This is a genomic window from Megasphaera stantonii (assembly GCF_003367905.1).
GTDB classification, from domain to species: Bacteria; Bacillota; Negativicutes; order Veillonellales; family Megasphaeraceae; genus Megasphaera; species Megasphaera stantonii.
The window spans coordinates 553,000-568,454 of the sequence record NZ_CP029462.1 but is presented as its reverse complement, the minus strand read 5'-3'; the positions used below and the strand labels follow the sequence as shown (position 1 = coordinate 568,454).

Below are 15,455 nucleotides of genomic sequence, written 5' to 3'. Positions count from 1 at the left end.
ATTATGATTACAGAATCAGATATGATGAAGTTGCAGAACGGCAGCGACGTCCGCGGCGTCGCCGTAGAAGGCGTTCCCGGCGAGCCCGTGACGCTGTTTCCCGAAGCGGCGAACCGCATTGCCGCCGGCTTTGCCTCCTTTTTAGCGGAAAAGACGGGCAAACCTGTCGACAGCCTGCGCGTCGCCGTCGGCCATGATTCGCGTATTTCTGCCGGCACGATGAAGCAGGCCGTGCTGGAAGGCCTCTGCGCCTGCGGCGTAGCCGGATTTGACTGCGGCTTGGCTTCGACGCCGGCTATGTTCATGTCGATTATCTTCGAATCGACTCATATGGACGGGGCCATCATGATTACGGCCAGCCATTTGCCGTACAACCGCAACGGCTTGAAATTCTTTACGAAAGACGGCGGTCTGGAAAAGGCTGATATTAAAGACGTCCTGACCCGGGCGGCGTCGCTGGAAGAAACACACGGCGATGTGTCCGGCGTGCAGACGCTGCCGATTATCGATATATATGCCGAGCACCTGTGCTCCAAAATCCGCAGCGGCGTAGGCGCAGGCCCGGACAGCAAGCCCTTGGAAGGCATGCGCATCGTCGTCGATGCCGGCAACGGCGCAGGCGGCTTCTTTGCCTCGAAGGTCCTCGACGTCCTCGGCGCCGATACGACGGGCAGCCAGTTCCTCGAACCGGACGGCATGTTCCCCAATCATATTCCGAATCCGGAAAATAAAGAGGCCATGGCGGCGATCAGCAAAGCTGTTCTCGACAACCATGCCGATTTGGGCCTCATTTTCGATACGGACGTAGACCGCATGAGCGCCGTCCTGCCCGATGGTGAAGCCATCAACCGCAATGCCCTCATCGCCATGATGGCGGCCATCTTGGCTCCCGACTATCCGGGCAGCACCATCGTCACGGACTCGGTCACGTCGGACGAGCTGACGGCCTTCCTGCAAGATGAGCTTCATCTCATCCATCACCGCTACATGCGGGGCTATAAAAACGTCATCAACGAATGCATCCGCCTCAACCAGAGCGGCGTCGTATCGCCCTTAGCGATTGAAACGTCAGGCCACGGCGCGCTGAGCGAAAACTACTACCTCGACGACGGAGCCTATTTGGCGGTCAAGCTGCTCATTGCAGCGGCTCAGGCCAATAAAGCGGGGAAAGCTGTCGGCGATTTGGTTGCAAACTTGAAGCATCCCGCCGAAAGCAAGGAATACCGCCTCAAAATTCAGGGCACGGACGACGTAAAGGCTTACGGTGAAACGGTCCTGCAAGCCTTTGAAGAACGGGCCGTCGCCGCCGGCGTCGTCGTCGCCAAGCCGTCGTACGAAGGCGTGCGCCTCGTATTCCCCGAAGGCTGGGCGCTCCTGCGCATGTCCCTCCACGACCCGAACATGCCGCTGAACGTCGAAAGCAAGGAAGAAGGCGGCTGCCAGGATATCATCGCCCAGGTCAAATCCTTCCTGGATGGGTTCAACTGCCTGGACATGACTATATTTGACGCCTAAATAAATATTAGTACATGATATAAGAAAACCGTAAGGAGACGGCGAAACGCCTTTCCTTACGGTTTTCTGCATGAAAGAAGCAGTATCAGACCTTATAGCCTGGCTTTTGGTTTCGGGCCGGCGTCGCTGACTTCTTCCGGGACGTCGGGATATTTTTCCGTGAAGTTTTCATGGAACATGGCGGCTACCTTGTCGGCCATGATGTCGTAAGATTTTTTATTGGCCCACGTATCGCGCGGGTTGAGGATCTGGTTGGGGACGCCCGGGCAGGACTGGGGCACGTCGACGTTGAAGCGGCTGTCGTGCTTGTAGGGGACCGAATCGAGGCGGCCGTTCAGGGCTGCCGTAATCATGGCGCGGGTGTACTTGAGGTCCATGCGGCTGCCGATGCCGTAGGGGCCGCCGGTCCAGCCGGTGTTGACCAGGAAGACCTTTGTATGATACGTTTCGATTCGTTCGCCCAGCATGCCGGCGTAGATTTCCGGAGCCAGGGGCATGAAGGGTTCGCCGAACAAGGTGGAGAAGGTCGGCACAGGCTCAGTAATGCCCTGTTCCGTGCCGGCTACTTTCGACGTAAAGCCGGTAATGAAGTGGTACATGGCAGCTTCCTTGCTGAGGCGGGAAATGGGCGGCAGGACGCCGAAGCTGTCGGCCGTCAGAAAGATGATGACCTTTGGGATGCCGCCGATGCCAGGAATGGCCGCATTGGGAATGTATTCAATAGGATAGCCGACGCGGGTGTTTTCCGTATACTTGCTATCGAAATAGTTCGGCCGCCGCGTTGCCGGGTCGAGGACGACGTTTTCCACGAGGCTTCCCGAACGGATGGCGTTGTAAATATCCGGTTCCTTTTCGGCGTTTAAGTTGATGCATTTGGCGTAACAGCCGCCTTCGAAGTTGAAGATGCCCCGCGGCGACCAACCGTGTTCGTCGTCGCCGATGAGCTTGCGGTTCGGATCTGCCGACAAAGTCGTTTTGCCCGTGCCGGACAAGCCGAAGAAGATGGCTGTTTCCTTTGTGACCGGGTCCATGTTGGCCGAGCAGTGCATGGGCAGGACGCCTTCGTCGGGCAGGAAGTAGTTCATGACGGAGAAAACGCTCTTTTTGATTTCGCCGGCGTACTGGGTTCCGGCGATGAGGACGACCCGCGTTTCATAGTCGATGATGATAGCCGCTTCGGAACGGACGCCGTCCGTCTTCGGGTCGCAGCGATAGCCCGGCGTGACGATGACCGTAAAGTCCGGGTCGCCGAACTGGCTCAATTCGTCGGCTGTCGGGCGGATGAGCAGGTTGCGGATAAACAGGTTTTCGCTGGCTAATTCGTTGATGATGCGGAATTTTTTGCGGCATACTAAATCGGCGCCGGCAAAGCCGTCGAAAAGGAAAATATCGCGGTTCTGCAAATAAGCCGTCATCTTAGCCTTCAGGGCGTCGAATTTTTCCCGCGAAATCGGGCGGTTTACGTTGTTCCAGGCGATGTATTCGTGGATGGCCGGCGTGTCGACGATGAATTTGTCCTTCGGCGAACGGCCCGTATATTTCCCTGTCTGGACGACTAAGGCTCCCGTGTCGCTCAGCATGCCTTCGCCGCGAATCAGGGCCTGCTCGGTCAGCCAGGCCGGAGACATGTTGCGGTACACGTTTGCCGGGTAAAAAATTCCGATTCGTTCTAATCCATACGTATGTATCATGATGTAATACCCCCCTGCTGTATAATGGATACGCTGGCGCGTATATATGATAAAAAATCATGTATATATTGTATATCGCTTATTATAGACCTGATGACGGCAGGATTCAACGCATATATATAATACATTATACAATAAATAATTTACCCTAAATGACGCAGGGAAACATGTTGCTGAATACAGGGCTGGAATTGCCGCAGATTTGCAAGTTTGCTATTGACTATTTGACTTTTTATTGTATTATATAAAAGGGAGTTGGCACTCTGACGCTAAGAGTGCCAACATATTCTGAATAAAGGAGATTGTTGAACATGGCGAAAGAAACCTTTGAATTCCAAGCGGAAACGAAACAGCTGCTGGACTTGATGGTTCATTCCATTTATACGAATCACGAAATATTTTTACGGGAATTGATTTCCAACGCATCCGACGCGATCGATAAGCTGCATTACGAATCGTTGACGAATAACGACCTTCTCGAAGGTGATACGGCCTTTGAAATCCATTTGACGCCGGACGAAGACAAGCATACCCTGACGATTTCCGATAACGGCATCGGCATGAATAAAGACGAGCTCATGCAGAATTTGGGCACCATTGCAAAATCGGGCACGAAGGCCTTTTTGGAAAAGCTGAAGGAAGCTCAGGAAGGCGGCAGTGTCGACAAAGACCTGATCGGTCAGTTCGGCGTCGGCTTTTATTCTGCCTTTATGATCGCCGATACGGTGACGGTCGTCACCCGCAAAGCCGGCGAAAGGGAAGCCTATAAATGGGAATCGGCAGGCGACGGCCAGTATACGCTGGAAACCTGCGAAAAGCCGAAGCACGGCACGACGATTATCCTGACCCTGGGCAAGGAATTTTACGGCGGCGAAACGGAAGAAAACTACACGGACAAATATTTGCTGGAAAGCTTGGTCAAGAAATATTCCGACTATATCCGCTATCCCATTACGATGGACTTCACGACGAAGGAAAAGCCGAAGGACGCCGATGGTAAGGTTATTGAAGACGCACCGGAAGAAGAACATACGGAAACGCGGACCCTCAACTCCATGCAGCCCTTGTGGACCCGCAATAAATCGGACATTAAGCCCGAAGAATACCGTGAATTTTTTCAGCATCAGTTCTACGAATGGGACGAACCGATGGAAATTTTCCACAGCCGCGTCGAAGGCAATGTCGAATACACGTCGCTGCTGTTCATTCCGGGCAGCGCGCCTTTCAACCTGTACTACGCCGACTATGAACCGGGCGTGCAGCTCTATTCGCGCCACGTATTCATCATGGATAAATGCAAGGATTTGCTGCCTGATTACCTGCGCTTTGTCAAAGGCCTTGTCGATTCTCCTGATTTGTCTCTCAACATTTCCCGCGAACTGCTCCAGCAGAGCCGTGAATTAAAGCTCATCGGCCGCAATCTGGAAAAGAATATCCTCAAGACGCTGGCCCGCAAGCTCGACAAAGAACGCGAAGCCTATGAAAAATTCTGGGCCGAATACGGCAAGTCCCTGAAAATCGGCGTGTACAGCGGCATGATGACCGGCGAAAACAACGTAGATAAGCTGAAAGACCTGCTCCTGTTCATGTCGTCCAAGGACGGCAAGCTCTGCACGCTGAAAGAATATGTCGGCCGCATGAAGGATGGTCAGGAAAAAATCTACTACGCTACGGGCAAGGATAAGGCCGCTATCGACGCCCTGCCGCAGATGGAAATGCTCCGCGACAGAGACATCGAAGTCTTGTGCATGACCGACCCTGTCGACGAATTCGCCGTAGAAGCCATCCGCGAATACGACGGCAAGAAATTCCATTCCATCAGCCGCGGCGATTTGGATTTGGAAGACGAAGAATTTAAGGAAGAAAAGAAGAAAAACGAAGACCTGGCTAAGAGCAACGAAGGCCTTCTGAAGGATATGAAGGAGCTCCTCGATGGCAAGGTCGTCGACGTCCGCCTGTCCAACCGCCTGAAGAGCGGCGCCGTCTGCCTCGTTGCCGATGCGGCCGGCCCGTCCCTGGCCATGGAACAAGCCTTTGCCGCTGCCGACAACCCGATGCTCAAGGCGCGCCGCATTTTGGAAATCAACCCGCAGCATCAGCTCTTCGCCAAGCTTCAGGGGATTCACGAAGCCGGCAAGGATACGCCTGAATTCAAAGACTACTGCAAGATGCTCTACGATCAGGCCTTGCTCCTCGAAGGCATCATGCCTGACGACCCGGCAGCCTTCGCCAATAAGGTAGCCGAAATGATGGCAAAATAATACCATAGCGTTACGACGAGAGTCCTTATCAGGGCTCTCGTTTTTGTATATGCAGAAAGTGATCGTCGTGAATGTACGGCGTATAGTTTTTATACCGGGGATGATATAATAAGGATAGATATTGGAATGAGGTGAAGGGCATGGAGTTTGGAATTCGTCCGGGCGTACTGGATGAGATACGGCAGTTGGCAGTAACATATCATATAGAAAAAGTCATTTTATTTGGCTCCAGAGCGCGGGGCGACTACAAGCGGACAAGCGATATCGATCTGGCAGTCAGCGGCGGCGACGTCGTCCGATTTGCCTTGGCAGTAGATGAAGAAACATCGACGCTGCTCATGTACGATATCGTCGATTTAGACGGACCGGTGCAGGACGAATTGCGGCAATCTATCGAAAGAGAGGGCGTTGTCATTTATGAAAAAGTACGATAATTTTTGTGCGGCCTTGAAAAATCTGAAGGAGCTATTTTCCTATGAAGAACCGTATAATACCGTTGTTTTGACGGGATTAGTCGGGCTGTATGAAAATTGCTTTGAACAAGCATGGAAGATGATGAAAGAACTGCTGGAAGACAGCGGCTATGCCGAAAGCGCGACAGGCTCGCCCAGGCAGATTTTAAAGACGGCCTATAAAGCGAATATGATACGCAATGAAACGATGTGGCTTCAGGCGTTGCAGGCCCGAAATAACGTGAGTCATTCGTATAACGAGCTTATTGCCTTATCCATCGTGAGACAGACGAAGGCGTCGTACTATGACATGTTCTGCCGGCTAAAAGACGAAGTGGAGACGAATTGGTTGTAGAATCATCTGTACATACGTTTGCAGCCGTGCTATACTAAGGTAATCAATAATAATTATTTTTTACTATGCCGTGGCAGGAGAGGGTTATGGATATACAGTCGTATTTGAATAAGGATTATGATACGTCGCGGCCGTTTCGCGTCGTCGCGCCGTACGAGCCCATGGGCGACCAGCCCGAGGCGATTGCGTCGCTGGCCGAGGGGATACGGTCGGGCCAATGGGCCCAGGTGCTACTGGGCGCGACGGGGACAGGCAAGACCTTTACGATGGCCAAGGTCATCGAGGCCGTGCAGAAGCCGACGCTGGTCATCGCGCATAACAAGACGCTGGCGGCCCAGCTGTGCAGCGAATTCAAGGCCTTTTTCCCGGACAATGAAGTGGCCTATTTCGTCAGTTATTACGATTATTATCAGCCGGAGGCGTACATCGCGTCTACGGATACGTATATCGAAAAGGACGCGTCGATTAATGATGAAATCGACAAGTTGCGCCATTCGGCTACGATGAGCCTGTTTGAACGGCGCGACGTCATCATCGTGGCGTCCGTATCCTGTATTTACGGCTTAGGCGACCCGGAAGATTACAGCGATCTCGTCGTGTCGCTGCGTCTGGGACAGGAAAAGACGCAGGAAGAAATTCTTCATAAGCTCGTCGATATCCAGTATTCCCGCAACGACATGAACCTCGAACGAGGTACCTTCCGCGTTCACGGCGATACGATAGAAGTATTTCCGGCGGCCTTCGACAATTCCGTCATCCGCATTGAAATGTTCGGAGACGAAATCGACAGGCTGACGGAGGTCAACGTGCTGACCGGCGAGGTCGTCGCCGAGCGCAAGCATGTGGCGATTTATCCGGCCAGCCATTATGTCACGACAAAGGAAAAAATGGATAAGGCCCTGAAGACGATCGAGGCTGAGCTGGAAGAGCGCCTGGCCGTCCTGAAGGAAGGGGGCCATTTGCTGGAAGCGCAGCGGCTGGAGCAGCGGACGCGGTACGATATGGAAATGATGATGGAAATGGGCTACTGCTCGGGCATCGAAAACTATTCCCGCCATCTGGCGGGGAGGAAGGCCGGCGAAGCGCCGTACACGCTCCTCGATTATTTCCCCGACGATTTCCTCATCATGATCGACGAATCGCACGTTACCTTGCCTCAGCTGCGGGCTATGTACGCCGGCGACCGGTCGCGGAAGGAAAACCTCATCGAATACGGGTTCCGCCTGCCGTCGGCGCTGGACAACAGGCCGCTGAAATTTGAAGAGTTCGTTGAACGGATTAACCAGATTATCTACGTCAGCGCGACGCCGGGGCCCTATGAGATGGAAGTCCAGACCAATCTGGCCCAGCAGATTATCCGCCCGACAGGGCTCCTGGACCCGAAGGTCGAAGTGCGGCCTATTGCCGGACAGATGGACGATTTGTTAGGCGAAATACGGAAGCGGACGGAAAAGAACGAACGCGTGCTGGTGACGACGCTGACCAAGAAGATGGCCGAGGATTTGACCGATTATTTAAAGGAAATGGGCGTCCTCGTCCGCTATCTCCATTCGGATATTGCGACGATTGAGCGGGCCGAAAGCATCCGCGACCTGCGGGCCGGCGTATTCGACGTCCTCGTTGGCATCAACCTGCTGCGCGAAGGGCTGGACATGCCGGAAGTGTCTCTCGTAGCGATTCTCGACGCTGACAAGGAAGGCTTCCTTCGTTCCGATACGTCCCTCATCCAGACGATGGGGCGGGCGGCGCGAAACGTCGACGGCACGGTCATCATGTACGCCGACAAGATTACCGATTCCATGGCCCGGGCTATGGACGAAACGAAGCGGCGCCGCGAAGTGCAGGACGCTTACAATCAAAAGCATCATATTACGCCGAAATCCGTCAAGAAAGACGTCGTCAACCTCATCGAGCTGACGAAGGTCGCCGAAGACCAGGCTGAATATAGAGGTAAGGGCGAAAAGCTGACGAAGGAGGCCTTGCATAAGGTCATCAACACCATGACACAGCAGATGAAGACGGCGGCGAAAAATCTGGAATTTGAAAAGGCGGCGGAACTGCGCGACCGCCTGGGGCAGCTGCGGCAGCAGCTGGCTGATATGAGCCATGACGACACGCTGCCCAAGGAGCTGCAGGGCGAGGATATGCCCTCGTCCCGGTATGTGCGCAAGGTGCGCCGGCCCGACGCGCGGCGGAAAAAGCCGGACTCGCCGGGCAAACCTAAGGCAAAAAGGAGTAAAACGTAACCTATGCAGGAACCATATATCAGTATCAAAGGTGCGAGACAGCACAATTTGAAAAATATAGATGTAAAAATTCCCCGCGATAAGCTCGTCGTCTTTACGGGCTTGTCCGGCTCGGGGAAATCGTCTCTGGCCTTCGACACGATTTACGCCGAAGGCCAGCGGCGTTATGTCGAATCCTTGTCGGCTTACGCCCGTCAATTTTTAGGGCAAATGGACAAGCCCGACGTCGATTATATCGAAGGCTTGTCGCCGGCTATTTCCATCGACCAGAAGACGACGAGCCGCAATCCCCGCTCGACCGTAGGCACGGTCACGGAAATCTACGATTACCTGCGCCTGCTTTACGCCCGCGTGGGCGACGCCTACTGCCCGAAGTGCGGAAAGCCTATCCGTCAGCAGACGATTGAGCAGATGGCCGACTCTGTCATGGCTCTCGGCGCGGGGGAAAAGGTCATGGTCATGGCCCCTGTCGTCGACGGCCGTAAGGGAACCCATCAGAAGGTGCTGGCCGGCCTGGTGCGGGACGGTTATGTCCGCGTCCGCGTCGACGGCGAGGTATATCTCCTGTCCGACGATATTCCCCTGGATAAGAATAAAAAGCACACCATCGACGTGGTCATCGACCGGCTGGTCATTAAGGACAGCATTTTGACCCGCCTGACCGATTCGCTGGAAACGGCGGCCAAGCTGGCCGGCGGCATCGTCCATATCCTGCGCATGAGTACGGACGAGGTGCTGACCTTCAGCCAGCATTTCGCCTGCCCCGACTGCCATGTGAGCCTGCCGGAAATCGAGCCCCATCTTTTTTCCTTCAACAGCCCCTTCGGCGCCTGCCCGGCCTGCTCCGGCATCGGCAGCACCATGGAAGTCGATCCTCATTTAGTGCTGCCTGATAAAACGAAATCCTTTGCCGACGGCGCTATTGCAGCTCTGAGCAGCAACCCCGATTCGTGGTTTATGCGCCAGCTCGGCGGCTTGCTCAAGCCCTATGGCTTTACGCTGGACAGCAGCTATGACGAGCTGCCCGGCGAGCTGCAGGAAAAGCTGATGTGGGGCTCTGACGACACGTGCGTCTTTGAGTATGAAAACCTGCGCGGCGAAGTGAAGCAGTACGCCACGGCCTTTGAAGGCGTCATTCCCATGGTGCGCCGCCGCTATAAGGAGGCGTCGTCCGACATGATGCGCGACCAGTTCGAGCAGTTTATGTCGGTTAAGCCCTGCACGACGTGCGGCGGCACTCGCCTGCGCCATGAAGCGCTGGCTATTAAAATCGGCGGCCTCAATATTTCCGAGCTGACCGATTTGACTGTCGGTGACATGATTCGATTTTTTGATGGCTTGGAGCTGACGGAAAAGCAGCAGATGATCGGCCGGCAGATTTTTAAGGAAATCCGGGCCCGTCTGGAATTTCTCCAGACCGTAGGCCTGGAATACCTGACCTTATCCCGTACGGCCGGGACCTTGTCGGGCGGCGAAGCGCAGCGCATCCGCCTGGCGACGCAGATCGGCTCCGGTCTGGTCGGAGTTTTATACATCCTCGACGAGCCGTCTATCGGCCTTCATCAGCGGGACAACGACAAGCTGCTTCAAGCCTTGAAGCACCTCCGCGACTTGGGCAATACGCTCATCGTCGTCGAGCATGACGAGGATACGATGCGGGCCGCCGATTATATACTGGACATCGGCCCGGCGGCGGGAGAGCACGGCGGTGAAATCGTGGCCCAGGGGACGGCAGAGGATATTATGGCCTGCGAGCAGTCCCTGACGGGACAGTATTTAAAGGGGGCGAAATATATCCCTATTCCGGAGCAGCGGCGCCAGGGCAACGGGACGTATATCGAAGTCATCGGCGCGGCAGAGCACAACTTGAAGGACATCGACGTATCGATTCCCATCGGCACCCTGACCGTCGTGACGGGCGTATCGGGGTCGGGCAAGTCGACGCTGGTCAACGAAATCCTGTATAAGGGATTGGCTGAGGCCGTATACGGCACGCCCCATCGTCCCGGCAAGTTCAGGGAAATCAGGGGAACGGAATATATCGATAAGATCATCAACATCGACCAATCGCCTATTGGCCGTACGCCCCGTTCCAATCCGGCGACGTATACAGGCGTCTTCGATTTCATCCGCCAGCTGTACAGCCAGACGCCGGAAGCAAAGGTGAGAGGCTACAAGGCCGGGCGGTTCAGCTTCAACATCAAGGGCGGCCGCTGTGAGGCCTGCCGCGGCGACGGCATCATCCGCATCGAAATGAACTTCCTTCCCGACGTATACGTGCCCTGCGAGGTATGCCACGGCGCGCGCTACAACAGGGAGACGCTGGAAGTTAAATACAAGGGGAAGACCATATCGGACGTCCTCAACATGACTGTCGACGACGCCTGTGATTTCTTTGAAAATATTCCCCGCATCCTCAATAAGCTGCGGACCCTGCAGGACGTGGGGCTGGGCTATATCCGCCTCGGCCAGCCGGCGACGACCTTATCGGGCGGCGAAGCGCAGCGCGTCAAGCTGGCGACGGAGCTGTCCAAGCGCAGTACAGGCCGGACGCTGTACATCCTCGACGAACCGACGACGGGCCTCCATGCCGCCGATATTCATAAGCTCATGGACGTACTGCAGATGCTCGTCGACGGCGGCGATACGGTTGTAGTCATCGAGCACAACCTCGACGTCGTCAAGGCGGCGGATTATCTCGTCGATTTAGGCCCTGAAGGCGGCGACGGCGGCGGCACAGTCGTAGCGACGGGGACGCCGGAGGATATCTGCCAGGTGCCGCAGTCCTATACGGGAAGATTCCTGAAGCCCGTATTGGAACGGACGAAGGACTTGATGAAGGGGAACTGCCATGGCCTTGAGTGAAGCCGTACTCGATAAGGTACGAAATTTGACGACCCAGCCCGGCGTATACTTGTGGAAAAACGACAGGGGACAGATCATTTACGTCGGCAAGGCCGTGAATCTGCGCAACCGCGTGCGCAGCTACGTCCGGCACGACGCCAAGCGCGCGCCGAAGGTGACGGCGATGATGAGCCACGCCGCCGATGTGGAAACTATCGTCGTAGCCAATGAGATGGAAGCGCTCATACTGGAAAACACGCTCATTAAAAAGCATCGCCCGCGCTACAATATCATGCTGCGCGACGATAAGACCTACCCGTATATCAAGGTGACGGTGCAGGAAGACTATCCGCGTGTCTTTATGACCCGCCGCGTCCATCGAGACGGCGCCCGCTATTTCGGCCCCTTTGCCGACGCCGGCGCCGTTCATCGCGTGCTGAAGCTCATCCAGCGGGCCTTTCGCATCCGTTCCTGCCGGACGATGCAGGCCGACCGGCCCTGCCTGCAGTACCATCTGCATCACTGCGACGCGCCATGCGTCCATTACATTACAAAGGGTGAATACGGCAAACTCGTAGAACAGGCCGTCGGCATACTGGAAGGACGCGATGCGGGCATCGTGCGAAGGCTGCAGGAGCAGATGGAAGCGGCGGCGGAAGAGATGGAGTTCGAAAAGGCCGCTATGTACCGCGATCAGATAACTGCCGTCAGGGTGATTCAGGAGCAGCAGAACATTACGACTGTCGGCGGCGGCGATATGGACGTTCTCGGCTTTGCCGGCGACGCAGGGCAGACCTGCGTTCAGATTTACACCATTCGCCAGGGCCGCCTCATGGGGCGGGAGACCTTCAGCCTGGAAAACAGCGCCGACGAAACGGCGGCCGCCCTGACGTCGGCCGTATTGGATCAGTATTACGTCGACGGCGTGTTCGTGCCTAAGGAAATCGTCGTTTCTGCCGTAGAAGATAAAGAGGATTACGAACGGCGGCTGACGCAGCGGAAGGGGCAGAACGTGGCCTTAGTCGTCCCGCTGCGGGGCATTAAGAAGAAGCTGCTGACTATGGCGGAGGACAACGCCCGCGTTCTCCTCGAGCAGCGCCGCCTCCAGTGGCAGCACGATACGGACAAGACCAGCGGAGCCGTCGAAGCCCTGGCCCGCGTCCTCGACCTGCCGCGCCTGCCGGAACGCATGGAATGCTTCGACATATCCCATACGCAGGGGATTGAAACGGTCGCGTCGATGGTCGTCTTTGAGCACGGCCGGCCGGCGAAGCAGGAGTACCGGCGGTTTAAGCTGAAAACCGTGCAGGGGAAGCCTGACGATTTCAAATCCATGGCGGAAATCATGGGCCGCCGCTACGGTGAACGGGACTGGCCTGCGCCGGACCTCATCGTCATCGACGGCGGCAAGGGGCAGCTGCACGCCGCCCTGCCCATCATCCGCGAGGCGGGATGCGAAGCGCCGGTTATCAGCCTGGCCAAGCGGATAGAAGAAGTATTTGTCGAAGGGCGGAGCGATTCCATTATCCTGAGCCATCACACGCCGGAGCTGCAGCTGCTCCAGGCTATCCGCGACGAGGCCCACCGCTTTGCCATTACGTATCACCGCAGCCTGCGGGGCAAGCGCAATCTCGTGTCTATCCTGGATCACATCGAGGGCATCGGACCGAAGCGGCGCAAGGCCTTGTGGGGCGCCTTTAAAAATCTGGAAGCCATGAAGGCGGCTACGGTAGAAGAGCTGGCCGCCGTGCCGGGCATGACCCGGCAGACGGCGGAAAACGTCTATTATTTTTTCCGCCTGGGAACGGATGAAAAGAGGAAAATCGTGGAAAACAAGGCGGATTTACAGAATGTTTAAGGATTATCCCTGAAATACAATGGCATTTGCTTTTTGAACTATGGTATAATAAAGCATACACAGTACGCAGGAGGTAGGTATGATGAAAGAAAAATTAGCGGCCGCGTTGTGCGCCGCCTTGCTGGTCGGTTCGTTATCCTTCGCCGCGGCTCCGGCGACGGTGCAGGACGCGCAGAAGGCCGTATACACGAAACCGAACGGCAGCACGCTGACGATACAGTATCCGGCTGTTTCCGTCGCCGGCAATGCCGCAGCCAGCCAGAAAATCGCGCAATACTTCATAGAAGAACAGGCCAAGGCCAAGGCGTTTTTTGATAAAGAAAGCATGGAAGGCATGAAGATGACCGAAGAAAAGTCGTACGTCGTGACGCTCAACGACGGCAAGTATCTGTCCTTCATCGACCAGGGCTATATCTATTTTGACAAGGCCGCCCATCCGACGAGCTGGAAGCACGGCGTGACCTTCGATTTGGAAACGGGCGAACGGCTGGACTGGCAGGATTTGGTACGGCCGGAAGACGCGGAATTCTTTACGCTGGACCGCATCAACGCCAAGATTTTCCTGAGCAAGTACCAGCTGTCCACGTATTTTGAAGGCCTGACGGAGCTGCCGAAGAATTATTACCTCGACGAAAACAAGGTCATCCACTTCATTTTCGGGCAGTATGAAATCGCGCCGTACTCGACGGGTATCGTCGATATCAGCATGGGTAAAAAGGCAAAATAAGGTTGCAAAATATTGTCCTGTATGGTATGATAGTTAAGGATTATCAATAATCGATATTTATTAATGTTTCTTTTTAGGGAGGTTTTTTCAATGGATAAATACGAATGCACCATTTGCGGTTACATTTACGACGAAGCTGAAGGCGACGCTGAAAACAACGTAGCAGCCGGCACGAAATTTGCCGATTTGCCGGAAGACTGGGCATGCCCGACTTGCGGCGCTGGTAAAGACGCTTTCGTAAAAATGGACTAATTCCAAAAGAATTAGCGTAAGTTGTTAGTAAAAGCTTACTATCATGTGGTATACTCATGATAGTAAGCTTTTTTTGTTAAAGGAGGAATATTGCAATGGATATGAAGGAAATTCGCGAACAGACTAAAAAACGGATGAAAGGCTGCCGCGTCTGTCCGGAGTGCAACGGCAAAGCCTGTGTCGGCATGATTCCCGGCTTCGGCGGACTGCGGACGGGCCGTTCCTTTGCGCGCAACTTGGAATCGCTGCAGGAGTACGGCTTGATCATGCGCAGCATGTCGGGCGTAGAAGAACCGTCGACGGCCGTTGAAATTTTTGGCAAGACCCTGAGCCTGCCTATACTCATCGCGCCGGTAGGCGGCATCGTCCTGAACGCTCAGGTCGACGGCGACCCGGAAGAGGAAGAAATCAAATACGACGAAGCCGTTACGCAGGGGGCGATGGAAGCCGGCACGTGGGCCTTCACCGGTGACAGCGGCGCGCCGTACATGTACTCTTCGGGCATCGCGTCCTGTAAAAAGCGTCCGGGCTGCGTCGTCCCGACGATTAAGCCGCGGGAAGACGATAAGATCATCGAAAAGGCCGTATTGGCGGAACAGTCAGGCGCTCCGGCCGTGGCCTGCGATATCGACGCGGCGACGTTGATCAATATGCGCATTTTCGGCCAGCCTGTCGGCCCGAAGAGCGCTGAAAGCATTGCGAAGGTAGCGGCGTCCATTCAGATTCCCTTTATCGTAAAGGGCGTCATGTCGGCGGAAGAAGCGTTGGCCTGCGCGGAAGCGGGAGCTAAGGGCATCGTCGTCAGCAACCACGGCGGCCGCGTGCTGGACGGCATGGTCGGCACGGCTGACGTACTGCCGGAAATCGCCGAAGCCGTCAAGGGACGGATTACGATCTTTGCCGACGGCGGCGTCCGTCACGGCGAAGACGTATTGAAGCTCATTGCCTTGGGCGCCGACGCCGTCCTCGTCGGCCGTCCGGCAGCCGTTGCGGCCATCGGCGGCGGCGCGGAAGGCGTCAAGCTGATGCTGGATACGTTTAAGCGCGAATTGTGCGACGCCATGATGATTACGGGCGTGCGGGATATCCGCTGCGTCAATCCCCGCATCCTCAAAAAATTAAAATAACCGCGTCGTCTTTCAGACGCAAAAAAAACAAGCCGGGCGCTGCGCTCCGGCTTGTTTTTTCCTCGGACTTGCTGGGAAGGACTGGGAAATACATTGTGAAGTATATAAGTAACTATATGACGGCATA

General features: G+C 55.3%; 11 protein-coding genes. 10 read left to right on the top strand and 1 reads right to left on the bottom strand.

Annotated elements, in window-relative coordinates:
* Positions 1-3 precede the first annotated feature (3 nt).
* A complete protein-coding gene (locus tag DKB62_RS02740; RefSeq protein WP_107195709.1) occupies positions 4-1,515 on the top strand; it encodes a phosphohexomutase domain-containing protein in 1,512 nt (503 codons plus the stop codon).
* A gap of 92 nt (positions 1,516-1,607) precedes the next feature.
* On the opposite strand, the gene pckA is transcribed toward DKB62_RS02740, so the two are convergent.
* Positions 1,608-3,206, bottom strand: coding sequence for a phosphoenolpyruvate carboxykinase (ATP) (pckA, locus tag DKB62_RS02735; protein ID WP_107195708.1), 1,599 nt, complete (start codon positions 3,204-3,206; stop codon positions 1,608-1,610).
* Positions 3,207-3,517: 311 nt separating this feature from the next.
* On the opposite strand from pckA, the gene htpG reads away from it, so the two are divergent.
* From htpG to DKB62_RS02690, 9 genes are all read left to right on the top strand, one after another.
* Positions 3,518-5,467: a molecular chaperone HtpG gene (gene htpG, locus DKB62_RS02730; RefSeq protein WP_107195707.1), complete on the top strand. Its 1,950-nt coding sequence runs from the start codon at positions 3,518-3,520 to the stop codon at positions 5,465-5,467.
* A 140-nt stretch (positions 5,468-5,607) separates the two neighbouring features.
* A complete protein-coding gene (locus tag DKB62_RS02725; RefSeq protein WP_107195706.1) occupies positions 5,608-5,901 on the top strand; it encodes a nucleotidyltransferase family protein in 294 nt (97 codons plus the stop codon).
* A complete protein-coding gene (locus DKB62_RS02720) occupies positions 5,885-6,274 on the top strand; it encodes an HI0074 family nucleotidyltransferase substrate-binding subunit (RefSeq protein WP_107195705.1) in 390 nt (129 codons plus the stop codon). Before DKB62_RS02725 ends, DKB62_RS02720 begins: the two co-directional genes overlap by 17 nt.
* 86 nt (positions 6,275-6,360) lie before the next feature.
* The gene (gene uvrB / locus DKB62_RS02715; RefSeq protein ID WP_107195704.1) at positions 6,361-8,520 is read left to right on the top strand and encodes an excinuclease ABC subunit UvrB; all 2,160 of its coding nucleotides are present in this window, start codon (positions 6,361-6,363) and stop codon (positions 8,518-8,520) included.
* Between the two features lie 3 nt (positions 8,521-8,523).
* A complete protein-coding gene (gene uvrA / locus DKB62_RS02710; RefSeq protein WP_107195703.1) occupies positions 8,524-11,385 on the top strand; it encodes an excinuclease ABC subunit UvrA in 2,862 nt (953 codons plus the stop codon).
* On the top strand, positions 11,372-13,222 hold the full coding sequence (gene uvrC, locus DKB62_RS02705) for an excinuclease ABC subunit UvrC (RefSeq protein ID WP_107195702.1): 1,851 nt from the start codon (positions 11,372-11,374) through the stop codon (positions 13,220-13,222). Before uvrA ends, uvrC begins: the two co-directional genes overlap by 14 nt.
* A gap of 79 nt (positions 13,223-13,301) precedes the next feature.
* Entirely contained in the window at positions 13,302-13,949 is a 648-nt protein-coding gene (locus DKB62_RS02700) for a DUF3298 and DUF4163 domain-containing protein (protein WP_107195701.1), read from the top strand.
* A gap of 90 nt (positions 13,950-14,039) precedes the next feature.
* Positions 14,040-14,201 (top strand): rubredoxin, encoded by a 162-nt coding sequence (locus DKB62_RS02695; RefSeq protein ID WP_087478104.1) that lies wholly within the window; start codon positions 14,040-14,042, stop codon positions 14,199-14,201.
* Between the two features lie 95 nt (positions 14,202-14,296).
* Positions 14,297-15,328, top strand: a complete 1,032-nt coding sequence (locus DKB62_RS02690) for an alpha-hydroxy-acid oxidizing protein (RefSeq protein WP_107195700.1) — start codon at positions 14,297-14,299, stop codon at positions 15,326-15,328.
* The last annotated feature ends 127 nt before the right edge of the window (positions 15,329-15,455 follow it).